Annotated in this window: 14 protein-coding genes, 3 tRNA genes, 3 rRNA genes and 4 pseudogenes; 15 read left to right on the plus strand and 9 right to left on the minus strand. The window is 40.0% G+C overall.

What is annotated here, in order from left to right; genetic code table 11:
• The first annotated feature begins 47 nt into the window (after nucleotides 1-47).
• Complete coding sequence (locus AADV52_RS08795) at nucleotides 48-332, plus strand: hypothetical protein (RefSeq protein ID WP_014918037.1); 285 nt, start codon at nucleotides 48-50, stop codon at nucleotides 330-332.
• Between the two features lie 58 nt (nucleotides 333-390).
• On the opposite strand, the gene AADV52_RS08800 is transcribed toward AADV52_RS08795, so the two are convergent.
• A complete protein-coding gene (locus AADV52_RS08800) occupies nucleotides 391-1404 on the minus strand; it encodes a D-2-hydroxyacid dehydrogenase (RefSeq protein WP_014918038.1) in 1014 nt (337 codons plus the stop codon).
• Between the two features lie 126 nt (nucleotides 1405-1530).
• On the opposite strand from AADV52_RS08800, the gene AADV52_RS08805 reads away from it, so the two are divergent.
• The 4 genes and pseudogenes from AADV52_RS08805 to AADV52_RS08820 all read left to right on the plus strand — a co-directional run bounded on the left by AADV52_RS08805 (nucleotide 1531) and on the right by AADV52_RS08820 (nucleotide 7941).
• Nucleotides 1531-2373 (plus strand): fructosamine kinase family protein, encoded by an 843-nt coding sequence (locus AADV52_RS08805; protein WP_014918039.1) that lies wholly within the window; start codon nucleotides 1531-1533, stop codon nucleotides 2371-2373.
• Between the two features lie 348 nt (nucleotides 2374-2721).
• Nucleotides 2722-3549: an exodeoxyribonuclease III gene (locus AADV52_RS08810; protein WP_014918040.1), complete on the plus strand. Its 828-nt coding sequence runs from the start codon at nucleotides 2722-2724 to the stop codon at nucleotides 3547-3549.
• Nucleotides 3550-3604: 55 nt separating this feature from the next.
• Nucleotides 3605-5043, plus strand: a pseudogene (locus tag AADV52_RS08815) (amino acid permease).
• A 66-nt stretch (nucleotides 5044-5109) separates the two neighbouring features.
• On the plus strand, nucleotides 5110-7941 hold the full coding sequence (locus AADV52_RS08820) for a DUF3427 domain-containing protein (protein ID WP_014918041.1): 2832 nt from the start codon (nucleotides 5110-5112) through the stop codon (nucleotides 7939-7941).
• 39 nt (nucleotides 7942-7980) lie between these two features.
• Here the strand turns inward: AADV52_RS08820 and AADV52_RS08825 are convergent, their stop codons facing one another.
• Nucleotides 7981-8991 (minus strand): serine hydrolase domain-containing protein, encoded by a 1011-nt coding sequence (locus AADV52_RS08825; protein ID WP_014918042.1) that lies wholly within the window; start codon nucleotides 8989-8991, stop codon nucleotides 7981-7983.
• A gap of 295 nt (nucleotides 8992-9286) precedes the next feature.
• Here AADV52_RS08825 and AADV52_RS08830 point away from each other — a divergent pair, with 295 nt between their 5' ends.
• The 8 genes from AADV52_RS08830 to AADV52_RS08865 all read left to right on the plus strand — a co-directional run bounded on the left by AADV52_RS08830 (nucleotide 9287) and on the right by AADV52_RS08865 (nucleotide 15672).
• Nucleotides 9287-9700 carry a peptide deformylase gene (locus tag AADV52_RS08830; RefSeq protein WP_014918043.1) on the plus strand — a complete coding sequence of 138 codons (414 nt, stop codon included), beginning with the start codon at nucleotides 9287-9289 and terminating at the stop codon, nucleotides 9698-9700.
• Nucleotides 9701-10098: 398 nt separating this feature from the next.
• Nucleotides 10099-11662: ribosomal RNA gene (locus tag AADV52_RS08835) — 16S ribosomal RNA — on the plus strand.
• 134 nt (nucleotides 11663-11796) lie between these two features.
• A tRNA-Ile gene (locus AADV52_RS08840) sits at nucleotides 11797-11871 on the plus strand.
• Nucleotides 11872-11925: 54 nt separating this feature from the next.
• Nucleotides 11926-11998, plus strand: a tRNA-Ala gene (locus tag AADV52_RS08845).
• Nucleotides 11999-12115: 117 nt separating this feature from the next.
• Nucleotides 12116-15019, plus strand: a 23S ribosomal RNA gene (locus tag AADV52_RS08850).
• 71 nt (nucleotides 15020-15090) lie between these two features.
• Nucleotides 15091-15207, plus strand: a 5S ribosomal RNA gene (rrf, locus tag AADV52_RS08855).
• The 16S, 23S and 5S rRNA genes sit together here with 3 tRNA genes alongside, the layout of an rRNA operon.
• 13 nt (nucleotides 15208-15220) lie before the next feature.
• A tRNA-Asn gene (locus AADV52_RS08860) sits at nucleotides 15221-15293 on the plus strand.
• A gap of 70 nt (nucleotides 15294-15363) precedes the next feature.
• Nucleotides 15364-15672, plus strand: a complete 309-nt coding sequence (locus AADV52_RS08865) for a branched-chain amino acid transport system II carrier protein (RefSeq protein WP_138427588.1) — start codon at nucleotides 15364-15366, stop codon at nucleotides 15670-15672.
• Between the two features lie 32 nt (nucleotides 15673-15704).
• Here AADV52_RS08865 and AADV52_RS08870 read toward each other — a convergent pair.
• A pseudogene (locus AADV52_RS08870) lies at nucleotides 15705-16620 on the minus strand (LysR family transcriptional regulator).
• A 127-nt stretch (nucleotides 16621-16747) separates the two neighbouring features.
• Entirely contained in the window at nucleotides 16748-17377 is a 630-nt protein-coding gene (locus tag AADV52_RS08875; protein WP_014918046.1) for a LysR family transcriptional regulator, read from the minus strand.
• Nucleotides 17378-17520: 143 nt separating this feature from the next.
• On the opposite strand from AADV52_RS08875, the pseudogene AADV52_RS08880 reads away from it, so the two are divergent.
• Nucleotides 17521-18379: pseudogene (locus AADV52_RS08880) on the plus strand (IS982 family transposase).
• Between the two features lie 326 nt (nucleotides 18380-18705).
• On the opposite strand, the gene AADV52_RS08885 reads toward AADV52_RS08880, so the two are convergent.
• From AADV52_RS08885 to AADV52_RS08905, 5 genes are all read right to left on the minus strand, one after another.
• A complete protein-coding gene (locus AADV52_RS08885) occupies nucleotides 18706-19575 on the minus strand; it encodes a lysophospholipid acyltransferase family protein (protein ID WP_014918048.1) in 870 nt (289 codons plus the stop codon).
• A complete protein-coding gene (locus AADV52_RS08890) occupies nucleotides 19572-20519 on the minus strand; it encodes a glycosyltransferase family 8 protein (RefSeq protein WP_014918049.1) in 948 nt (315 codons plus the stop codon). The genes AADV52_RS08885 and AADV52_RS08890 overlap by 4 nt, the downstream gene beginning before the upstream one ends.
• Nucleotides 20520-20530: 11 nt before the next feature.
• A complete protein-coding gene (locus tag AADV52_RS08895) occupies nucleotides 20531-21487 on the minus strand; it encodes a glycosyltransferase family 8 protein (RefSeq protein WP_014918050.1) in 957 nt (318 codons plus the stop codon).
• Between the two features lie 18 nt (nucleotides 21488-21505).
• Nucleotides 21506-22342: a glycosyltransferase gene (locus AADV52_RS08900; protein ID WP_014918051.1), complete on the minus strand. Its 837-nt coding sequence runs from the start codon at nucleotides 22340-22342 to the stop codon at nucleotides 21506-21508.
• Between the two features lie 101 nt (nucleotides 22343-22443).
• Nucleotides 22444-23202 carry a lysophospholipid acyltransferase family protein gene (locus AADV52_RS08905; RefSeq protein ID WP_014918052.1) on the minus strand — a complete coding sequence of 253 codons (759 nt, stop codon included), beginning with the start codon at nucleotides 23200-23202 and terminating at the stop codon, nucleotides 22444-22446.
• A 119-nt stretch (nucleotides 23203-23321) separates the two neighbouring features.
• Here AADV52_RS08905 and AADV52_RS08910 point away from each other — a divergent pair.
• Nucleotides 23322-23573, plus strand: a pseudogene (locus AADV52_RS08910) (helix-turn-helix domain-containing protein); the annotation flags it as partial.
• Nucleotides 23574-23659 lie beyond the last annotated feature (86 nt).

Below are 23659 nucleotides of genomic sequence, written 5' to 3' on the forward strand. Positions count from 1 at the left end.
TTTCTTGTAAAATGAGGATAAGTTGAAGAGATAAAAGGAGCAATTTCATGAATATCAGCATAGTAATTGGCATAGTTGTCATAATAATCACGCTTGCCATATCTTTTTTACCTGCTTATCAAAATTACAAACTATGGTATATAGAAAAAATAGGCTACTGGGATATCTTAATCCAATTTTTAGTTATTGCTGGTATTAATCTCTACATGTATTTGACTGGTGGATTAGGTGCATTATTCATTTTGATTATGCCTGTTCCGTTAGATATTATCTTTTTGTTTGTGATGATCAGTTCATATATTCGAGTAAGAAAATATCGACAAACTCATTAAAGAACATAGAAAAAAAGCTTGAGCAAACGCTCAAGCTTTTTTGGCTTTAGTTATCTAATTAAAACTTGTTCTTGTCCAAAGCAACTGGGGAATCTGGTTTTTCACCGTTGATTAACTTCAAGTTGTTGTTGAATGCCTTAACAACCATGTTACGTACAGCGTGAGTAGTGTAGAAGGCGGTGTGTGGAGTTACCAATACGTTTGGACGATCAATTAAGTCTGCCAAACGCTTGTCTGGGAATTCTTTACCTTCCCAATCCTTGTTAAATACACCAACTTCGTCTTCGTAAGTATCCATAACGAAGCCGAAGATCTTGCCTGAGTCCAAACCACGAATTACAGCATCAGTGTCAACAAGTGGACCACGTGAGCAGTTTACAATTACAACGCCGTCTTTCATTTCAGCGATTGACTTGTCGTTGATCATGTGAACGTTAGCTGGAACATCTGGTACGTGAAGTGAAATTACATCAGCTTGCTTGTACAAGTCGTCAAGTGAGTCAACGTAGTAACCCTTCTTTTCAAGTTCTGGGTTCTTGAAGATATCGTAAGCAATAACCTTTGCGCCGAAACCTTCCATAATTCTCATAAATACTTGACCAATGTGACCAGTACCAACAACACCGACAACTTGGTCACGAACTTCACGGCCGATAGTTGGTGCCCAACGTAAATCATGTTTAGCCATCTTTTCGTCCATGCGCTTGTCTTGACGTAATACACGTGCAGCTTGAATAGCAGCATGTTCAGCAATAGCGTCTGGTGAGTAAACTGGAACATTAGTAATTTCAAAGCCAAGTTCTTTAGCCTTGTCCATGTCAATGTTGTCGACACCAACGTTACGTAATGACATCTTAGTTACGCCAGCGTCTGCTAAAGCTTGAAGAGTATCTGCAGTGTAGTCTAATTGTTGGTAAACAACAACACCATCTGCACCCTTAGCAAGCTTTGCAGTTTCAGGAGTCAAAAGCTTATCAGTGTAATCAACATCGATATCCTTGTGAGCTTCCTTCCATTCATTCAAGAATGGTTCTTCGTCTTTTCGAATAGCGTAAGCAAAAATCTTTGTCATAAATTCAACCTCCGTAAAATTTATTAGTATGACCATTCCTCATTATACGCTTCACTTTTCTCAACAAAACACAAAAGATCTAATTTTTTTGAGAAAAATCTATAATGAAAGAAGAGGTAAATAATTATGAATATAAATAAAAAGTGGCTTAGTCAATTGCCAATAGAAAAAATTGTTTCGTGTGAAGCAGTGCACGGCGGCGACATGAATGAAACATTTAGAATTAAAACTGCTGCTAAAACTTATTTCATGAAAGTGCAGCCAGGTAAGCCAAGTTTATTTTTTGATCATGAAAAAAGAGGACTAAATGAAATGGCTAAAGCTGGGGTAAATACTTTGCAAGTTTTAGCTAGTGGTCAGATTGAAGGGGATGCATATTTACTTTTAAACTGGCTAGACAGGACTAGCGGCAGCCAAGCTGATCTAGGAAAAATGGTCGCAAAAATGCATCAGTATCATCATGAACAGTTTGGTTTTGGCGATACTTATCGAACTCGAATTTTAAAAAAAGACAATCATTGGAATTCTAGTTGGGTAGATTTTTATGTTAATCAACGCTTGATGCCTGAAGTTGAATATGCCAAAAAAGTGGGTCGCTGGAATGATTATCGTGAAAAACATTTTCAAAAAATGGTGGCTGCTTTTAAAGATTATTACGCAAAAAATGAAGTTCAGCCTAGCTTGTGTCACGGTGACTTGTGGTGGGGCAACGTGATGTTTGCAAAAGAAAAGCCCTATCTAATTGATCCAGACGCCGTGTATGCAGATCGTGAATTTGATTTAGCAATGACGACGGTTTTTAGCGGCTTCAATGATGAATTTTATGCAGCCTACAATCGAGCATATCCCATAAAACCGGGCTTAGAACGGCGGCTTAACTGGTACCGCTTCTACTATCTTTGCATGCATTTAGATTTGTTTGGTGAAGAATATGGCAATAGCGTAGATCAAATTTTGAGCAATTTCTAAAGAATTTATTAATACATCCTATTGGACACATATTGATTCATACATTGGGTATTTTGGTTAACTGTCCCCCTATGCAGTTGCTGAAAAAAGATTAATGAAAGTCCATTTCCTTTTTGCAAAAGTGAGGAATCAGGCTCCCCCTGCAATGTCTCTAGCGTTGAACGTTTTGTTAATCTTGATAAATCATTTTCGCAACATTAGTGATGAGTAGGCTAATGTAAAAAAATCTCGTTATTCTCATTCAACACAACTCCCTTAAAAGGATTAGTTTAGAAAAGTCATCTAAGCTAATCCTTTTTCTTTTTTTGGCTATAATTAGTCTTGAAATATTTTAAAAGGGGAAAAATAATGATTTTAATTTCATGGAATATCGATTCATTGAATGCGGCATTAACTGGAACTTCAGCTAGAGCAGAAGAAACGCGTGGAGTTTTAGATAAAATTCATGCTCTAAATCCAGACATTATTGCGATTCAAGAGACTAAGTTGCGTGCAACTGGACCAACTAAAAAGCATCAAACCATATTAGCTGAAAAGTTTCCTGAATACGACTATGTGTGGCGTTCATCCGAAGAACCTGCTAGAAAGGGTTATGCAGGCACAATGTACTTGTATAAGAAGGAATTAACGCCAGCAGTTTCTAAACCAGCAATTGGTGCGCCTGGACCAATGGATGAAGAGGGACGGATTATCACTTTAGAATTTGATAAATATTTTGTCACTCAAGTTTATACGCCAAATTCAGGCAACGGTTTGAAACGTTTAGCTGATCGTCAAGTTTGGGATCAAAAATATATTGAATATTTGAAAAAGTTAAATGAAAAAAAGCCAGTTTTAGCAAGTGGGGACTATAACTGTGCTCATACTGAAATCGACTTAAAGCATCCCGAAAATAATCATCATTCTGCCGGCTTTACTGATGAAGAAAGAGCAGATTTTACTAATTTACTTGATGCTGGCTTTACTGACACCTTTAGAAAAGTCAATGGCAACGTTGAAGGCGTTTATTCTTGGTGGGCTCAAAGAGTTAGAACCGCTAAAGCCAACAACTCAGGCTGGAGAATTGATTATTGGTTAGTAAGCAACCGAATTGCCGATAAAGTAGTTCGCTCAGAAATGATCGATACTGGCAAACGTGCAGATCATTGCCCAATTTTACTAGAAATAAATCTTTAAATTACCAAAAACACTAGTATAATGAGTTTTAAATTAAAATAGGGGTTGAAATTTTTTGAATAACAAAAAGGAAGATTGGGCTTTAGAGCAAGACCTAAAGTACAATCGTCTAACAGCTTTTAAGCTGTTCGCAATGACTAGTTCGATGGTTATTTCCGTAAATGAACTAGCCCCATTTGGGAAAACCGGTCCTACGGCATTATTTTATTTATTAATTGCTGGTACTGCCTGGTTTATTCCAATTACTCAAATGGCTGGTGAAATGGCCTCAATTGATGGCTGGGAAAAGGTGGTATCTTTACCTGGGTGAAAGGATCCTTGGGAGACAAAGTAGGTTGGACCGCGATGTTTTACCAATGGATTCACATTACTGTGGGGATGGACATGATGATGTACGTAATTATCGGTGCATTATCGATCACATTTGGTACACCTTGGTTTAATACCACGCCAATTGTGCGTTTTATATTAATGATGATTATTTTATGGGGCGCAACCGCCATTCAAGTTATCGGTATTAGAAAAATCGGTCGAATTGCGGAATGGCTATTCATTTTGGGAATTGCACTTACCGTAATTCTGTTGATTATTTCATTCTTTGTATACTTGGCTCAAGGTCATCCAGTCCATATGGTGATTAATTGGCATACGATTATTCCGCACCATTTGAATGGCACTACGTTAGTTGCTTTTGTACCATTTATGCTGGCCTTTTGTGGGGGAGAAGCTTCCGCACCACACGTTAAGAATCTAGATCATCCAAAATCTTATTCAAAAGTAATGCTGGCTTTGGCAGCAACTGCAATTTGTTTTGACCTTTTGGGAAGTATGGCAATTGGAATGACTGTTCCTAAAGGCGAAATTCAAAATAGTACAGGTTTCGTTTATACATATGGCAAACTGTTAACTTCTATTGGATTGCCAGGAGACTTATTGCAAAAAATTGTTGGCGTAATGTTAGCCTGCGGTATTATTGGCGAACTTGGCAACTGGATTGCCGGGCCTAACCAAGGGATGTATGAAGCTGCTAAAGAAGGCTACATGCCTAAGTTTTTCGCTAAAACAACTAAGCATGGCGTTCCAATTAGAATCATGATTTTACAGTCATCAATTGTTACTGTTTCAGCTTTGTTAATCACTTTTACTAGTGGCGCTGATGCTGACTTTGCGTTTAATGTTTCATTAGCCGCAACGACAGCACAATATCTAATGGTATATATGATCATGTTAATTGCATACATGGTTTTGAAGAAAAAGCATGAAGACTACCACCGCATGTATTACATGACTAAAAATCCTAACTTAAGTATTGCAATTGCAATTTTGGCTTTGGTGATCACGGTTGTAGCATTCTTCGTTACTTTTGTGCCTGCTCAAGGCACTGCAGCAGGATTGCGTGGAATCTATGTTGAGACTTTGATCGGCATGTGCGCAATCGTATCGATTTTGCCGCTGATTCTTTATCATTGGCATGAAAAATGGCCAAAAGAATAAATTAAAAGCATTCGTTTTAAAAGACGGATGCTTTTTTAGTAGAATTAGACCAAATGAGGTGAAAAAATGTCCAATGTAATGCGGGATGCAATCTTAAATGGTTTTTACGATGAAAAGATTTTAGGAAATAATTTTTTAGGTCCTAAGCTGTTAGCTAATGAACAAGATGAGAAAATATGGCTAACTTTGCGAAATGAATTATATCGCTGTCAAAGTTTTACCTGGGCGGTAGCTTTTATTACGCAGGATATGCTGGTGCCGTTAAAAGTTGCTTTAGCTGATTTGGCAGCTAAAGGCGTTGGTGGAACAATAATTACTAGCAATTATTTAAACTTCAATAATCCGCGCGTATTTGAAGAGTTAGCTAAAATTCCTAATTTAAAAGTGAAAATTGCAGCTGAAGCTGGATTCCATGTTAAGGGCTATCTATTTGAACATGAAGATTATCAAACTCTTGTAATTGGTAGTGCTAATTTTACCCGTTCAGCTATGCTTAGCAATTATGAATGGGCGCTAAAGGTCAGTTCACGAGAGCAAGCCGATTTAACTAAACAATTAATGCAGAAAATTTCTGTATTGAAAGATAATAGTTTTGATCTTAGTGATCAATGGCTAGCTGATTATAAAAAGAATTGGCGGCCTGCACCGGTGCCGCATTTTACTAAAAATGAGAGTAAAATCGTGCCTAATAAAATGCAACAAGCAGCTCTCAGAAACTTGCGTAGTCTAGTAGATAATGGTGAGAAAAGAGGCCTTGTCGTTTCAGCAACAGGTACGGGAAAAACGTATTTAGGCGCATTTGCGGTTAAAGAGTTTAATCCTAAAAGATTTTTATATGTTGTGCACCGCGAGCAAATTGCTAAAAAGTCGCTTGCAAGTTTTCAACGTGTAATTGGCGGGAAAAAGCAGGAATATGGTCTACTCAGCGGCAATAAGCATGATAAAAATAAAAAATATTTATTTGCGACGATTCAGACTTTATCTCAGCCGAATATGCTAAAAAGCTTTGATCTAAATGAATTTGATTATATTTTGATCGATGAGGCACACAGAGCGGCTGCACCAAGCTATCAAAAGATTCTTCAATATTTCAAGCCGCAATTTTTATTAGGGATGACGGCTACGCCTGAAAGAACTGATGAACAAAATGTTTATCAGATTTTTGATTATAATTTGGCATATGACATTCGGCTGCGGGATGCGCTACAAGATAAGATGCTGACGCCATTTCATTATGTCGGTGTGCAAGATTATGAAACTAATGGGCAAGCGATTGATGAGACAACAGATTTACGCTATTTGGTTTCGGAAGAGCGCGTAAATTATGTGCTAAAAGAAATCGATTATTATGGCTATTGCGGTGATCAAGCGAAGGGCCTCGTTTTTTGCAGCAGAAGAGAGGAAGCACATGAATTAGCTCGGCTTTTCTCAGAAAAAGGCCATCCTGCTGTTGCATTGACAAATGAAGATAGTGAAAAAGTGCGTAATAAAGTTGTCCAAAGACTAGTAGCTGGTGAAATTGAATATATTGTGGCAGTAGATTTATTTAACGAAGGAATCGATATTCCCGCTTTGAATCAGATTATTATGTTGCGTAATACTGAATCGAGTATCGTTTTTATCCAGCAATTGGGTCGAGGATTAAGAAAATATCCTGGCAAAGAATTTGTGACAGTCTTGGATTTTATTGGCAATTATAAAAATAATTACATGATTCCGATTGCTCTTAATCACGATACGAGTCGCGATAAAGATCAAGCTAAAAGAGAAGCTCGCCTACCTCACTTTATTGATGTATCAACAATTAACTTTAATAAAGTTGCATCAGAAAAGATTTTAGCTTCGCTAGATCAAATAAAGCTAGATAATATGCGGGAATTGCGGCACAGTTATCAAAGCTTGAAGAATAAATTAGGGCGTATTCCCTTATTGCATGATTTTGCTCAATACGGTTCAGTTTCGCCAATGGTTTTTGCTAATAATCGCGGCCTTGATAATTACGCTTCATTTCTAATAAAAATGGGTGAAGCGGTAAAAATTAGTAATTATGAAAATGCAGTTTTGAGTTTTTTAACTAAGGAGCTTTTGAACGGCAAGCGCGCCCATGAACTAGTTTTGTTACAAATGCTGCTAAAGCAAAAACAGGTCAATCAGGAAGACTTTGTCTTAGAATTGCGGAAAAAGAAAATCTATGTAAATGAAGCAGCTTTAAATTCAGTGGATGATATATTATCTCTTGATTTCTTTGATGTTAAACAAGGCAAGACCACCAAGAAGGCGCAATACGGTGATCAACCTGTAGTAGTTCATAGCAACTTGTTTGACTATGAATTAAATAAAGACTTACAAAATGCTTTAACTCAAAATAAATGGTTTGCTGGTTTATTTAAAGATGCAATTGAAACAGGTTTATTATTATGTACTGATTATGATCAGCAGAAGCAATTTACTTTATATAAGCAATATGATCGAAAAGATGCTTGCAGATTGCTGAATTGGCCTAGGGATGTTTCTGCACCGATGTATGGCTATCGAGTAGGCGACCATGATACGCCGATTTTTATTACTTATCGAAAAGATGATCAAGAAAAGCGCAATGCGTTATATCACAATACTTTAGAAAATGGTCGCAGCTTACGTTGGTATACTAGAATGCCGCGACATTTAGATTCAGAAGAAGTGCAGCGTTTATTGAAGACGTCTGATATGCATATCCATGTTTTTGTTAAAAGAAGCGATGCAGATGGCAAGCAATTTTTCTATTTAGGTGAAGCACAAATTCAGCCTAATTCGGTGAAAGAAGAATTATTAGGACCTAAAAAGAAGCCAGCTGTGGGGATGAATTTATTGCTGAAGGAGCCATTGAAGACGAGCATGTCAGAGCTTTTATTTGAATAATAAAAAAGACCTTTCCAATTTCGGAAAAGTCTTTTTGTTTTATCCTGCGATAAATGTATATGGCTTAATATGATTTAAAATTTGATATCCGACTTGTTTTTGAGCATTTTCGTCGCCAGCAGTTTGATTTAAGAACATAATTAAACCGTTGCGATTATCAGTCGTCATTTGGAACCAAATACCAAAATGAGTGCCACCAAGATTGCCGTATGCAGATTTTATGGTGTCGTTGTTATCAAGATAAATACCGCCGGAGTAGTTATTGGCTCTGCTCTTTAAGTGAGTGAGGTAATGGAAGTCAGATTTATTTAAAATCGCACCATTAGATAGACCGACTTGAATTTTGTAATAATCCATTGGCGTGGTGAACATATTGGCTGCACCTACAAGCTGAGAAGCTTGAGTTTTAGTTATATATTCGGGATCTTGATAATTTTTGATATTCCATGTATATGAGATGGGATCAGTTTTCCAGCTAGGAATATTTTGGTAAAGATAGGTATTTGCTAAGCCTAACTTATTAACAATTCGGTTGTTGAAGTTGGTTTCATAAGATTGACCACTGATTTTTTTGATAATACCTGCTAAGAGAATGTAATTCGTATTATTGTAAAAATAAGTACCGGGAGTGCCAGGATCAATAGCATTGGCATTATCAATTGCCCATTTGACTGCATCATCTTCTGAATAATTGATTCCACGATCGGCTTCTGTATTTACGGCGTTAATTCCAGAAGTGTGGGTCATTAATTGACCTAATGTAATATTATTGGCATTTTTCAGTTCAGGGTACCAACGTGAGATTTTAGTGTTTTGGCTAAAACGTTCACTGGTGTGCCATTTTTCATTCATTAATTGAACAACCATGGCAGCAGTAACAACTTTTTGTAAAGAAGCTGTTGGATAAACTACGCTGTCGTTACCATTGCCGATTCTTTTGCCATACCAAGCCCAACCATAACTGATTTGCTGAGGCTTGCCGTTTTTTATAATGACTGTGCTACCTTGACTGTTGTTTTGGGCCAAAACGTTTCTTACGTAGCTGCGCATAGCACTTCTGGAATATGTGCTCGCATGTACTGTATTTGTGCTTGTGCTTGAAGAAATAATTGAAGGTGTCGCAGCAGAAAATAAAGTAATTGCTGCTATTCCGGTGAGTAATTGTTTAAAAATTTTGAAGGCCTCCCTTAAAAGTGTCTAGTTAACATTTTAGCGCGATCTTTGCCCTATACAAGTTCAAAATAATTAAGAAAGTATTTTAATTCTATTATATTGATTTTGTTTTGGTTAACTGCGCGATAATTTGTTAAGATTCTATATTGAATAAACTTGGAAGGAAAAAGTTATGGCAGTAAAAAAGATCATTTATGATCAAGTATTTTTAAGTCAAAAATCAACATTGGCAAATAAAGAAGATTTAAATACAGCGCTAGATTTGTGTGATACGCTTTTAGCAAACAGAAGCAAAGCAGCGGGGTTAGCTGCGAATATGATTGGACAATCCAAGAGAATTATTGCTTTCTATATAGGAAGTTTGCCTTTTATGATGATTAATCCGAAGATTGTTAGAAAGAGCGGTAAGTATATGACTGAAGAGGGATGCTTATCTTTAAGCGGTCAGCGTCAAACCGTTCGTTATAAGGAAATAACGGTAACTTATCAGAATTTTGATTTTAAAGAAGTGACGCAAGACTTTTCGGAATTCATTGCAGAAACTATTCAACATGAATTAGATCATTGCGATGGAATTTTAATTTAGAAAAATTGAAACAATAGCTTGCCAAAAGAGGGAAAGTAGGGTAAATTAATAAAGTCGTCTTGAGAGATGACGAAGAGCTCGCAAGCTTTAAAAAAGTTTTTGAAAAAAGACTTGCAAAGTTAGAGCAAAACGAGTAATATATTTAAATGTCGTCAGGCGAGAGCTTGAGCGGCAAAAAAACAAATTCAAAAAGTTCTTGACAAAGAATTATGAATTTGATAAAATATAAAAGCCGTTTGGTTCAGCCAGACGGAGGTAGTACTTTGAAAACTGAACAAAGTTTCGCTAAAAGTGTGCGGGTGTAAAAACCCAAACAAGAAGCGAAGTCAATTCGCAAGCAATAAATTTGAGACAAAGATCTTAAATAATCGAATGAGCAATCATTCAAACTTAAATTTCAAAATGAGAGTTTGATCCTGGCTCAGGACGAACGCTGGCGGCGTGCCTAATACATGCAAGTCGAGCGAGCAGAACCAGCAGATTTACTTCGGTAATGACGCTGGGGACGCGAGCGGCGGATGGGTGAGTAACACGTGGGGAACCTGCCCCATAGTCTAGGATACCACTTGGAAACAGGTGCTAATACCGGATAATAAAGCAGATCGCATGATCAGCTTATAAAAGGCGGCGTAAGCTGTCGCTATGGGATGGCCCCGCGGTGCATTAGCTAGTTGGTAAGGTAACGGCTTACCAAGGCAATGATGCATAGCCGAGTTGAGAGACTGAACGGCCACATTGGGACTGAGACACGGCCCAAACTCCTACGGGAGGCAGCAGTAGGGAATCTTCCACAATGGACGCAAGTCTGATGGAGCAACGCCGCGTGAGTGAAGAAGGTTTTCGGATCGTAAAGCTCTGTTGTTGGTGAAGAAGGATAGAGGTAGTAACTGGCCTTTATTTGACGGTAATCAACCAGAAAGTCACGGCTAACTACGTGCCAGCAGCCGCGGTAATACGTAGGTGGCAAGCGTTGTCCGGATTTATTGGGCGTAAAGCGAGCGCAGGCGGAAGAATAAGTCTGATGTGAAAGCCCTCGGCTTAACCGAGGAATTGCATCGGAAACTGTTTTTCTTGAGTGCAGAAGAGGAGAGTGGAACTCCATGTGTAGCGGTGGAATGCGTAGATATATGGAAGAACACCAGTGGCGAAGGCGGCTCTCTGGTCTGCAACTGACGCTGAGGCTCGAAAGCATGGGTAGCGAACAGGATTAGATACCCTGGTAGTCCATGCCGTAAACGATGAGTGCTAAGTGTTGGGAGGTTTCCGCCTCTCAGTGCTGCAGCTAACGCATTAAGCACTCCGCCTGGGGAGTACGACCGCAAGGTTGAAACTCAAAGGAATTGACGGGGGCCCGCACAAGCGGTGGAGCATGTGGTTTAATTCGAAGCAACGCGAAGAACCTTACCAGGTCTTGACATCTAGTGCCATCCTAAGAGATTAGGAGTTCCCTTCGGGGACGCTAAGACAGGTGGTGCATGGCTGTCGTCAGCTCGTGTCGTGAGATGTTGGGTTAAGTCCCGCAACGAGCGCAACCCTTATTATTAGTTGCCAGCATTAAGTTGGGCACTCTAATGAGACTGCCGGTGACAAACCGGAGGAAGGTGGGGATGACGTCAAGTCATCATGCCCCTTATGACCTGGGCTACACACGTGCTACAATGGGCAGTACAACGAGAAGCGAGCCTGCGAAGGCAAGCGAATCTCTGAAAGCTGTTCTCAGTTCGGACTGCAGTCTGCAACTCGACTGCACGAAGCTGGAATCGCTAGTAATCGCGGATCAGAACGCCGCGGTGAATACGTTCCCGGGCCTTGTACACACCGCCCGTCACACCATGGAAGTCTGCAATGCCCAAAGCCGGTGGCCTAACCTTCGGGAAGGAGCCGTCTAAGGCAGGGCAGATGACTGGGGTGAAGTCGTAACAAGGTAGCCGTAGGAGAACCTGCGGCTGGATCACCTCCTTTCTAAGGAAGCTGAAGTGATGGAGAGTAGAGATACTAAGAGAAGTCACAAAAGCAAGCGGAAGCACACTGAGAAACTTTGTTTAGTTTTGAGGGTAGTACCTCAAAGATTTAAATAAAAACACCAAGCGTTAGTCGGGCCTATAGCTCAGCTGGTTTAGAGCGCACGCCTGATAAGCGTGAGGTCGATGGTTCAAGTCCATTTAGGCCCATTGACATAACGGCTAAAAAGCGATAAAGTTATGTCTGGCTGAAATAAAAGACTTGGGGGCTTAGCTCAGTTGGGAGAGCACCTGCTTTGCACGCAGGAGGTCATCGGTTCGAACCCGTTAGCCTCCATTGATCCGAAAGGGTCAAAGAGCTAGTACATTGAAAACTGAATATAATCCAAGTAAAAAACCGAGAAAATCAAAGAGAACAGATTGTAAGGCGACCGAGAAGAGAATTCTTGAGTAAGGTCAAGTAGAAAAGGGCGCACGGTGAATGCCTAGGCACTAAAAGCCGATGAAGGACGTGACGAACTACGAAAAGCTTCGGGGAGCGGTAAGTACGCAGTGATCCGGAGATGTCCGAATGGGGGAACCCAATGCAGCGATGCATTATTGGTTGATGAATAGATAGTCAATCAAAGGAATACGCAGTGAACTGAAACATCTAAGTAGCTGCAGGAAGAGAAAGAAAAATCGATTTCCTTAGTAGCGGCGAGCGAAGAGGAAAGAGCCCAAACCAAGTGATTTATCATTTGGGGTTGTAGGACTGCGACGTGGCAGCGTGAGCGATAGCAGAATTATCTGGGAAGGTAAGCCAGAGAGGGTGAGAGCCCCGTAAGCGAAATTGCAAGCGCGCCTAGCAGAATCCTGAGTAGGCCGGGACACGAGAAATCCCGGTTGAAACCGCGAGGACCATCTCGCAAGGCTAAATACTAATTAGTGACCGATAGTGAACCAGTACCGTGAGGGAAAGGTGAAAAGAACCCCGGAAGGGGAGTGAAATAGAACCTGAAACCGTGTGTCTACAAGTAGTCAAAGCACATTAAAGTGCAATGGCGTGCCTTTTGTAGAATGAACCGGCGAGTTACGTTATCTAGCGAGGTTAAGTCAGAAAAGACGGAGCCGGAGCGAAAGCGAGTCTGAATAGGGCGAGAAGTTAGGTGACGTAGACCCGAAACCAAGTGACCTACCCATGACCAGGCTGAAGGCGTGGTAAAACGCGCTGGAGGGCCGAACCCACGTAAGTTAAAAATTGCGGGGATGAGTTGTGGGTAGCGGTGAAATTCCAAACGAACTTGGAGATAGCTGGTTCTCTCCGAAATAGCTTTAGGGCTAGCCTCGTGGAGAGGATAATGGAGGTAGAGCTCTGTTTGGACTAGGGGCCCGTCAGGGGTTACTGAATCCAGATAAACTGCGAATTCCAGATATCCATACACGGGAGTCAGACTGCGAGTGATAAGATCCGTAGTCGAAAGGGAAACAGCCCAGATCACCAGTTAAGGTCCCAAAATCTATGCTAAGTGGAAAAGGATGTGGAGTTGCGCAGACAACTAGGACGTTGGCTCAGAAGCAGCCATCATTCAAAGAGTGCGTAATAGCTCACTAGTCGAGTGACGCTGCGCCGAAAATTTACCGGGGCTAAGCATAGTACCGAAACTGTGGATGTACGTAAGTACGTGGTAGGAGAGCGTTCTAAGTGCGGCGAAGGTTAACCGAGAGGATAATTGGAGCGCTTAGAAGTGAGAATGCCGGTATGAGTAGCGAAAGATAGGTGAGAATCCTATCCGCCGAAAGACTAAGGTTTCCTGGGGCAGGCTCGTCCGCCCAGGGTAAGTCGGGACCTAAGGCAAGGCCGAAAGGCGTAGTCGATGGATAACAGGTAGAGATTCCTGTACTGTGTTCAATCGTTAAGAGCGAAGGAGGGACGCAGGAGGTGAAGCACGCATCGCGATGGAACGATGTTCAAGCGACAAGTGCGGTTAAGAGTCAAATGCTTCTAACCAGCAACACGAGTCGTGATGAGGAGCGAAATAAAAGTAGCGAAGGTGTGGTAGTCACACTGCCAAGAAAAGCTTCTAGCCAGAGAGAACATACCCGTACCGCAAACCGACACAGGTAGTCGAGTGGAGAACACTAAGGTGAGCGAGAGAACTCTCGTTAAGGAACTCGGCAAAATGACCCCGTAACTTCGGAAGAAGGGGTGCTGGCCATGAGAATGGTTAGCCGCAGTGAATAGGCCCAAACAACTGTTTATCAAAAACACAGGTCTCTGCAAAATCGTAAGATGACGTATAGAGGCTGACACCTGCCCGGTGCTGGAAGGTTAAGAGGAGAGCTTAGCGCAAGCGAAGGTTTGAATTGAAGCCCCAGTAAACGGCGGCCGTAACTATAACGGTCCTAAGGTAGCGAAATTCCTTGTCGGGTAAGTTCCGACCTGCACGAAAGGTGTAATGATTTGGGCACTGTCTCAACGAGAGACTCGGTGAAATTATAATACCCGTGAAGATGCGGGTTACCCGCGACAGGACGGAAAGACCCCATGGAGCTTCACTGTAGCTTGATATTGAGTATCTTTTAAACATGTACAGGATAGGTAGGAGCCAAGGAAAGCAGGACGCTAGTTTTGCTGGAGGCAATGTTGGGATACTACCCTTGTTTGAAGGATGCTCTAACCTCGACCTGTAAGCCAGGCCAGGGACAGTGTCAGGTGGGCAGTTTGACTGGGGCGGTCGCCTCCTAAAGTGTAACGGAGGCGCTCAAAGGTTCCCTCAGAATGGTTGGAAATCATTCGCAGAGTGTAAAGGTATAAGGGAGCTTGACTGCGAGAGAAACAGCTCGAGCAGGTAGGAAACTAGGACTTAGTGATCTGGTGGTACCGCATGGAAGGGCCATCACTCAACGGATAAAAGCTACCCTGGGGATAACAGGCTTATCTCCCCCAAGAGTTCACATCGACGGGGAGGTTTGGCACCTCGATGTCGGCTCGTCGCATCCTGGGGCTGTAGTCGGTCCCAAGGGTTGGGCTGTTCGCCCATTAAAGCGGCACGCGAGCTGGGTTCAGAACGTCGTGAGACAGTTCGGTCCCTATCCGTCGTGGGCGTAGGAAATTTGAGAGGAGCTGTCCTTAGTACGAGAGGACCGGGATGGACGCACCGCTGGTGTACCAGTTGTTCCGCCAGGAGCATCGCTGGGTAGCTATGTGCGGAAGGGATAAGCGCTGAAAGCATCTAAGTGCGAAGCCCCCCTCAAGATGAGATTTCCTTTGCGCAAGCAGTAAGACACCTCAAAGACGATGAGGTAGATAGGCTGGGAGTGGAAGTTCTGTGAAGAATGGAGCGGACCAGTACTAATCAGTCGAGGACTTGACCAAAGGCCAAGCAATCAGAAGAAGGTTTTTTGCGAAAGATTATGTTTAGTTTTGAGCGTAGTAGCTCAAAAGAGTACGGTGGCGAAAGCAAGAAGGATACACCTGTTCCCATGCCGAACACAGAAGTTAAGCTTCTTAACGCCGAAAGTAGTTGGTGGGCAACTGCCTGCGAGGAAAGGAAGCTGCCGTGCTCTTTTTTAATATTCCGGCTTAGCTCAGTTGGTAGAGCGCTTGACTGTTAATCAAGATGTCGTCAGTTCGAGTCTGACAGCCGGAGCAAGGGAAGAGAAGGAAGCTTGGCTTCCTTCTTTTTTTGTTGCATAAAAAGATGAAAGTACTGCAGCTGAATATCAGATTGCAGTTTTTTTCGTTTTTCGGGATTAGTATTAAAAACATCAGCTTACTCTCAAGAAAGGCATCATTTTAAAAGCGAGTTTAAATTTACAGCCAAAGTATTCAAATGCTTAACTTCTGCAACTCTTGATATGATTGTGAGCATGCCAGCAGTGATTAGTCAAAGCTCATTCGGATTGGCCGTTGCACATTTAATAAACGCTCTTCCATTAGCCGGTCAAGGCTTATCTTGGGTAGTTCCCATGATTGTAGGTTTAATTATAGGAACTATTATTTTTAAGATCAAAGTTAAAAACAATTAGCCAAAAAAGCATCTGTGATTTACAGATGCTTTTTAACTTAGATCAAGTTTTTTAAATCCTTCGATTAATTTTTGCAAGGAAGGAGAAATATCAATATCTTTTTTGGTTGCAATAAAGAAATTAATATAAATTAGATTTTCGTCAATTTTTAATAGATTAACTGGGGTTTGACGCATACGTGTGAGTATGCTGGCAGAAGAAATGGTGAGGCCCACACCCCTTAAGGCTAAATCGGTGGCGGTAATAATACTTTTACTTTCAAGAACAATATTAGGTTTAATATGGAATTTCTGAAATAATCCATTAACTTGATGTCGAATAGCCGATTCTGAGGCAGTTAAGACCATAGGAGCTTGTAAAACTTCCGTCAGGTCTTAAGTCATCTGCCTCTAAAATAAACTTGTCAGAGCGAAAATAATGCGAATTCTGAGGAATTACCACATAATATTGTTCTCCGTTTTTAACCAGATAGTTCAAATCATGAGAAATAGTCTCAGGTGTCTGACCAATGTAACAATCTATGTCGCCATTAAGCAAGTTAGTTTCATTTTTCTGGGGTGAATGTTCAAACAGTTGAATTTCTACGTTAGGATTATTCTGTAAAAATGAAGGCAGTAATCTAGGCAACAAAAAAGAACCTAAGCTTTCTAAGACTCCTAACTTGATGATTTCTTTATTAGGTTCAGTGTACGGAGCAAGGTCGCGCTCTAATTGTTGATCATTATAGGAAATGTTTTCCAAATATTTGTAATAAATCATTCCTGCTTCTGTTAGGGAAAAAGGCACACGGTCACGGTTGATGATTTTTGTACCGAGTTTTTTCTCAATTCTTTTTATTAATTGGGTTAAATAAGGTTGAGAAATATATAATTCGCGAGCAGCTTTAGTAAAGTTGCTCTCTTTGAGCAATACATCAAGATAGTGCAACAAAGCTTCGGGGTCGTTCATTAAAATCCCTTCTTTCCTTCGATAATAAAATTATTATAACGCATTAGCTAGAAAACTATTTCGTCTAGGATTTTAGTGATGCAAATTCTACTGTTAATAAAAAATATCAGTCATTGCGGCTGATATTTTAATTTGTGATAAAATCAATTAATTTTTGAGCAGGCTGAGATAATTCATGTTTAGTACTATAGACTAGATAAATTGTTCTTGTACTTTGTGGCAGATCTAATTTGGAGGCTAGTTTTGAAGCAGTAAAAAAAGTATTTTCAACGTATAACGGGATAAAATTAAGATCTGAATAAGTATCAATCTTTGAGCAAATGCCCAGGTCAAAGTTCCCATTTTGTACTTCCAGGCAAATTTGATTAGAAATGCCATTATGGTAAATATAATGAAAAGTGCTGGAATTTTCTTTTTCAAATACTGAAGTAATGTGAGGTAGGAAATTTTCTCTCGCAGTAGGGATACAGCCTATTTCTATAGTATTATTTTCAATTTGCTTAGTGTGATTGATGTTATGTTTGGCGTTTTCTAAAGTTAAAATGATAGAATCTGCAGATTCTAGAAAAATTTGACCATATTTAGTTAATTCGACTCGCCCATTGCGACGCTCAATCAAGTTACAATTTAATTCTTTTTCTAAGGTTTTAATTGAATTAGATAAGCTAGGCTGAGAAATATGTAATCGTTTTGCAACACTAGAAAATTGGTGTTGTTTAACCAATTCATTAAAGTAATAAAGTTGATTTAGATTCATAATTTAACACTTCACTTATAACAATATACTAACTAACTATTATTATATTACGCGTGGTGCTAGTTAAATCGTTTTAGTTAATAAAAAAGTCCAATCGGACTAGACTCAAGTTGTAGTATTCAATAGAAAAGAGTCTGATCTGATTGAACTGCCTTAAGCTTAAGCGTTTTAGTCATCCTAACACAAGTTGGTTTTAAAGATTTAGTCAAAATTTGCCGGTACTGGTATCGTTTATCTGCTCCGGCTGAATTTAGTCAACGGCGAAATATTGATCAAATTAAAACTACGGACAGTCTGATTTTGGCTTTACTTATCTGGCAAGCTAAGACAGGAATTGAATCACAAAGAAGATTCTGTGAATGTTTCAATTGTTTATCACACTCACGTTTTAATCGACGTTCACGTCAGCTGCTCCAGTTGATTTATCAGATACGGCAAGAAATGAATAAAAAGGTTGACCTGAATGGACAGTTCTTGATCATTGACAGCTTTCCGGTACCTGTTTGCCAACCAATTCGCAACTATCGTGCTAAAATTTTTGGCGGTTATGCCAACATTGGTTATAAGGCCACCAAGAAAATTTACTTTTATGGTTTCAAAGTTCATGCCATTGTTAGCGATGACGGTTACATTCTTGATTATGTCGTAACAAAAGCATCAGTTCATGATGCCAGGGAGACAGTTGAACTGATGGAAAATACCCATCCATCTAATTACTATCTTCTTGGCGACGAAGGCTATTTAGGCAAAGAACTGCATCAACAGCTAAAACAAATGGGTTATGAACTTTGGACACCATATCGTAAAAATATGACAGGAGCTAAAAAGCACAATGATCATCAATTGATGGCTATTCGCAGAACAATTGAAAGCGACTTTTCGCTTCTGACCTATTACAATGCCGAGAACAATCGAGCACGTAGTCTGATAGGCTTTCAAAGCCGGTTAGAAATTGCAATTTTAGCTTATAATTTGGCTTATTGTCTAGAACGATTTAACTAGCACCACGCGTATTATATTATCTTTTTAAATAAGAATAATGTTCGACTTGGGAAAGAAAAAAGAGCAGATATTTACAATCTGCTCTTTGTGGGGATTCATTTTATTGATCAAATTTTTGTTTATTTTAGATGTATGAGCCGACTTTATTAATATGGACCAATACATCAGACGTATTAGTTAAGTTAAAACTAACATCTTGACCGGCTATCATATTGTGATACTCACCGTTTGTCCAATGGAAGTTATTAGTTACATCATATACGTTACAATGATGGTAACACATTGTCACTTTAGAACAAAATATTTTAAGCTATCTTATGTTTTTCTTATGAAAGATGACCTCTCCAGCCGGCGATATCCCAGTCTGTGAAATCATAGTTAAGTTTCTTGCCGTAGATTTTTTCGTAAGCTGCAACTTTTTGCTGGTAATCTTGTTCCATCATTTTGTGGGCATTTTCGTTAGCACTTAAAGAAACATCAGGGAAAATTGGTGGCAAAACATGAACGATATATTTAGTCTCATAGAAATTAGGATCTTTCTTTTCGGTCTTAGGCAAGTCTTTAATTTCAATGAAAAGCGAGATAGCGGGCACATTTTGCTTTGCGGCAAAGTAGTAAGCACCACGCTGCAATTTGCGTGGCTTACGATAATTCCACCACATCTCTTGTTCAGGATAAATCAATACCCAATTATTTTGAGCTAAAGCTTTGCTTAAATGCTTAGGGAATTCATTACCGATGTAGCTTGCACTTTGAACCAAGGGGATAGTGCCAACGTAGTTCATTAAGTAGCGGAAAAAGCCGGGAAGCATCAAGTTAGTATCTTCAATGACAATTGAGAGTTGATGATGCATCTTGTTTGCGAGCAACTTAATTGGCAAAGAATCAATTTGATTAAAGTGGTTAGCAGTAACGATTGCTCCACCGATAGGGAGGTTATTTAGGTTTTCTAATCCCTTGAATTCAGTTGAACCAGCTAAAGCTTTAGCAAAAGCCGTAAGCATAGCATGTCCAATTTGATTATTAATCTTGCTTGAAAGCGAGTTGCGATTTTCCCAGAAATCGTTGACCAGCTTCAAACGCTCAGCAAGTGTCATCTGAGGATCACCAATTTCTGCTTTTGCAGTGAAATCTCGCTCATTAGCAGCTTTTTGAATATTTTTTATTACAGCTTCGCGATTATCGCCAAATATCATAATGTAACAGCCTCTCGTTCTTTCACTCGTGCCCAATTATTAGGATCTTGTTCAGTTTTCTTTTCCTTTAAAAGCATATGGTTTAGTTTTTCTCGATCATCTGCACGCTCGGCGTCAGTGTAACTATCGAGTTCTGCTTTTAATTCATTATAAAACTTAGTTTCTTTAGCACTTTGCCAGAAGTAATCTTCATATTGCACGTTCTTGAAATGCCATGGTTTAAAGAAAAGATTGTAATGAATAAGACCAGGATCTTTAAGTGGTTCAGTATTTTCATTAGGCATTGCATCCCAGCGTGGATCGAGTTGCAAAATTCGTCCTTCGCCGATCTCATTTAAGTAGTCTTGATCGGGAGCGATACAGTCGAAGTGGTATTTTTCTAATAAATCCATGAAGTGATCGATAAAATGTTCATCGCGGAATGCCTTGCAGTTCATGACCAACATTCCTGAGTTGATATATTTCTTTGGATCTAGTGCTAAAACATCTTTGATGTATTTCACCATTTCGGCTACATATTGGATAGAGGAGTCAGTGCAGGCACCGAATAAGTTGTTGCCTAATTCGGTGTTATAAAGCTTGGCAATGTCGTCATTCACAATAGTGTCGCTGTCGATGTAAATCGCTTTATCATATTGCGGGAATAATTCTGGAATAAATAAGCGATAAAAAATCGACATAGTAAAGAAATCAGCACGCAAGAAGTTTTCTTTGCGATTTTGAATTGGTTTAACTAATTCATCATCAATATGGGAAAATTTAACGTGCACATTTTGACTGCCGAGGTCACTTAAATCTTGTTTATGCTGATCAGATAAGTCTTGACTCAAAAAATACACTGTATAGTCTGTTGCAGGATCGGCATGTTTAACCAATGAATTAAGAGACACTGCAGCATATTTAGTGAAATCATCACTAATGCTATAAAAAACTGGAACTGTCATAATTGCTTTCCTTAATCAATCTTTACTGATTCATGTTGCTTAACTTTAGCCCAGGTATTTGGCTCTTTGACGATTGTATCAACTCTTTCAGCCATCCGTTCTAGGTCGGCACGTGCTCTTTGACGATCTTCATCTGTGAAATCATCTAATTGTTTCTTTAATTCATCATAATATGGCGTCTTTTTGGCAACATCCCAAAAGTAGTGACCGTATTGGACGTCGGCGAAGTGCCATGGCTTGAAGAATAAGTTGTAGTGGACAATCTTAGGATTTTCGAATTCAGGGATGCTTTCATTAGGCATAGCGTCCCATTCCTTAGGCAAGTGGTAGATCTTGTCTTCACAGATTTCGTTCATGTAGGCTTGGTCAGGATCGACGTTGTCGAAGTGATATTTGTCCATTAAGTAATAGAATTTGTCTACGAAGTGCTTGTCTCTGAATGCCTTCATGTTAAAGACGATTACGCCGTTGTTGATGTATTTTTCGGCTGGCAAAATGCCTTGGCATTCCTTGATGTATTTTTGTAAAAGCGGCATGTAGCGGATAGATAAATCGGGACAGCTGGCAAACATATTCTCACCAACTTCGGTGTCATAAAGCTTGGCAATATCATCACAAATGATCGTATCAGCGTCTAAGTAAACGGCCTTGTCATATTGTGGGAAGAGGTCTGGAATAAATAGACGATAGAAAATTGACATGGTGAAGAATTGTGCACGTAAGTAATTTTCCTTACCCTTGTGAATTCGGTTTACCATGTCATCACTAATGTGAAAAACGTTAACGTTGATATTGTCAGTAGACATGTCTTCTAAGCTCTTTTTGTGTTCAGGAGAGATTTCTTGAACCAAAAGGGTGATGGTGTAGTCCTTGTTAGGATCTGCATGGTCAATTAATGATTGAATTGAAACATAGGCATAAGGCGTGTAGTTGTCACTAATAGTGTAAAATACTGGAATTGTTTTCATAATTTTCCTCCAAAAAAACTATTTCTTTAAATTATCGCGTATTTTGAGATATTCGGTGAGGATATCATCATATTCATGTAAATGAAGTACGCTGTGTACGCGTTCTACATCCCATGGCTTAACGGTCTGAGTATGGAAGTATGGCAAGAAACGAAAGCTGGTAGTGAAATGCTGAATTTTGGTGTTCTTCTGCAGCTTGTACTGTTCGTTGTAGTAGCGTGGGAAGACGCGCTTAGCCACGGCTAGTTTGTTGATAGCTGATTGATCTGGCAAGAACATCTTCTTGGTTTGCATCATCTGACGCACTTTGGCAAAAAGACCAGTTTCTTTGATCTTAGGCATATTCAAAAGCAATACACCGGAATTGAGGTAATCAAAGACACGCTTAGTCTTGACGTTGTGGAAGAAAAACTTGCCCCAATAGTCAAGTACACCAGCTAGTTCGATACCGGTCATATCTTGCTGATAGAATTCGGTGATGTCGCTTCTGATGATGATGTCATCGTCAAGGTAAAGAATGCGATCAGGAATTTCTGGCAATTCGTCGGCAAACAATCTGAGCATGGCATAAGGCGTAAAACGCGTATTCATGTTGACAGTTGGCGGCTGCTTTTTAAAAAGCTCTGTGCAGTCGATCAGTTGCAAAGTATTGTTAGGATTTGCCTGGGTCAAAAGGCTGCGAATGTAATTTGCGGCTTGCATGGAAAATGGATGATACTTGTGTTCATCGCTGTGAGCATCCATGGTTAAGATGTAAAGGTGTAATTCCTTAGCACCGGAATTTTTTATTAAAGAAAGAGTAGAGATTAAGATGCCATCTTCCGCGTTTTCGTCCCCACAAAAAAGTATATTCATATCTTCTCCTGTTCTTTAGTGATAAAAATTAACAACTATATGATACCATGGAAAAGTTTTTGCTTATTAATGATAAAAGCCGCCCGATTGCAGGACGGCTTTTATTTTTGGATGTATTGATAATAATCGTAGTTGCTTAATTTTGCGCGTTCATTCATGGTTTGCCAGATTTGATCGTGCAGCTTATTTTGGGCTTCCTTACGATTTAAAGCTTGATCTGGATAAAATGGTCCATCAATGTAAATAACGCAGCGTGGACGACGTCCTATGCGCTTTTGATGGTAGGTCTTCGTCATGACGAAACTTGGAGCGTCCAGCTTGACAGGAAAGTGCATGCTGGTGGAGTCGAAATATCTGATCTTAGTGTAATAGGGCCAAACGTGGGCTTCAGGGTAGATAAGGACCTCACCTTTTTTGTCGTTGATCACGGTTTGAATGGCCTTGATTAGTTTGATTGATTGTTTGATGTTTTTGCCAACGGGGAGGCCGCCGTAGCGGACGAGATATTTGCCGATGAAGGGGATGCCCCAGTTGGCTTGATTAGCAATGGCGTAGAAGTTTTTTACTGGGAAAATGGTGAGTGAAGTGAAGACATCGCCCATGGGACGGGTGTGGTTGCCGTAGATGAAATAGCCACCGTTAACTTGTTTTAGCTTTTCTTTGCCAATGACTTGGACATGATCAAAGAGGCGAAAGCCGATCCAGCCGAAGCCAGCTGCGAGGCGACGCGCGATTCGAGACCAGATTTTGGCAGCGCAAGAGGTTGGCAGGATGACGTAATCATCGGGTAAGCTGAAATTTTGGTTATGGCTGTCGACAACATCGTCGGTAGTTTTGTGGTAGTAATAAACGCGTTTCATTCTTATTCCTCCGTAGGCTTATTGATTAATTGCCGGAGAAAACACGGTATTTCAATCCCGTGATGAATCCGGCTTTTTTCTTTTGTTTTTTTTGCTTGTTCCCCTTCTTTCTTAAACATATGTTTGATATGATCTTAAAAAAAAAGGAGAGAACAAATGTGCTAAAAGGGATCAAATTAAGACTCTATCCTAATAGAACACAACAAAACCAGCTTGAGCAAATGTTTGGCAATGATCGCTTTGTTTGGAATCAAATGCTGGCTATGATGAATGAGCGTTATCAGAATAATAAAGATTTGCCTTTTTTAGGCAAGTTCAAGCTGAATTATCTGCTTAAGCCGCTTAAAAAAGAATGGCTCTATGATAAATCCTGTTGATAGAATATCATAGAAATCTATCAACAGGATTTATCATAGAGCCAAAAAAAAAAGCGATCAACCTAACTATAGGTCGATTG

It is taken from the genome of Lactobacillus helveticus (assembly GCF_046109915.1).
Lineage (GTDB): Bacteria > Bacillota > Bacilli > Lactobacillales > Lactobacillaceae > Lactobacillus > Lactobacillus helveticus.

Excerpts from the sequence above, each read along its gene's own strand:
- AADV52_RS08905 (WP_014918052.1), bottom strand. The coding sequence starts at position 23,202 with ATGAAACGCGTTTATTACTACCACAAAACTACCGACGATGTTGTCGAC.
- AADV52_RS08805 (WP_014918039.1), top strand. The coding sequence starts at position 1,531 with ATGAATATAAATAAAAAGTGGCTTAGTCAATTGCCAATAGAAAAAATT.
- AADV52_RS08800 (WP_014918038.1), bottom strand. The coding sequence starts at position 1,404 with ATGACAAAGATTTTTGCTTACGCTATTCGAAAAGACGAAGAACCATTC.
- AADV52_RS08900 (WP_014918051.1), bottom strand. The coding sequence starts at position 22,342 with ATGAATATACTTTTTTGTGGGGACGAAAACGCGGAAGATGGCATCTTA.
- AADV52_RS08885 (WP_014918048.1), bottom strand. The coding sequence starts at position 19,575 with ATGATATTTGGCGATAATCGCGAAGCTGTAATAAAAAATATTCAAAAA.
- AADV52_RS08890 (WP_014918049.1), bottom strand. The coding sequence starts at position 20,519 with ATGACAGTTCCAGTTTTTTATAGCATTAGTGATGATTTCACTAAATAT.
- AADV52_RS08825 (WP_014918042.1), bottom strand. The coding sequence starts at position 8,991 with ATGCGCAGCTACGTAAGAAACGTTTTGGCCCAAAACAACAGTCAAGGT.
- AADV52_RS08795 (WP_014918037.1), top strand. The coding sequence starts at position 48 with ATGAATATCAGCATAGTAATTGGCATAGTTGTCATAATAATCACGCTT.
- AADV52_RS08895 (WP_014918050.1), bottom strand. The coding sequence starts at position 21,487 with ATGAAAACAATTCCAGTATTTTACACTATTAGTGACAACTACACGCCT.
- AADV52_RS08810 (WP_014918040.1), top strand. The coding sequence starts at position 2,722 with ATGATTTTAATTTCATGGAATATCGATTCATTGAATGCGGCATTAACT.
- AADV52_RS08820 (WP_014918041.1), top strand. The coding sequence starts at position 5,110 with ATGTCCAATGTAATGCGGGATGCAATCTTAAATGGTTTTTACGATGAA.
- AADV52_RS08830 (WP_014918043.1), top strand. The coding sequence starts at position 9,287 with ATGGCAGTAAAAAAGATCATTTATGATCAAGTATTTTTAAGTCAAAAA.
- AADV52_RS08875 (WP_014918046.1), bottom strand. The coding sequence starts at position 17,377 with ATGAATCTAAATCAACTTTATTACTTTAATGAATTGGTTAAACAACAC.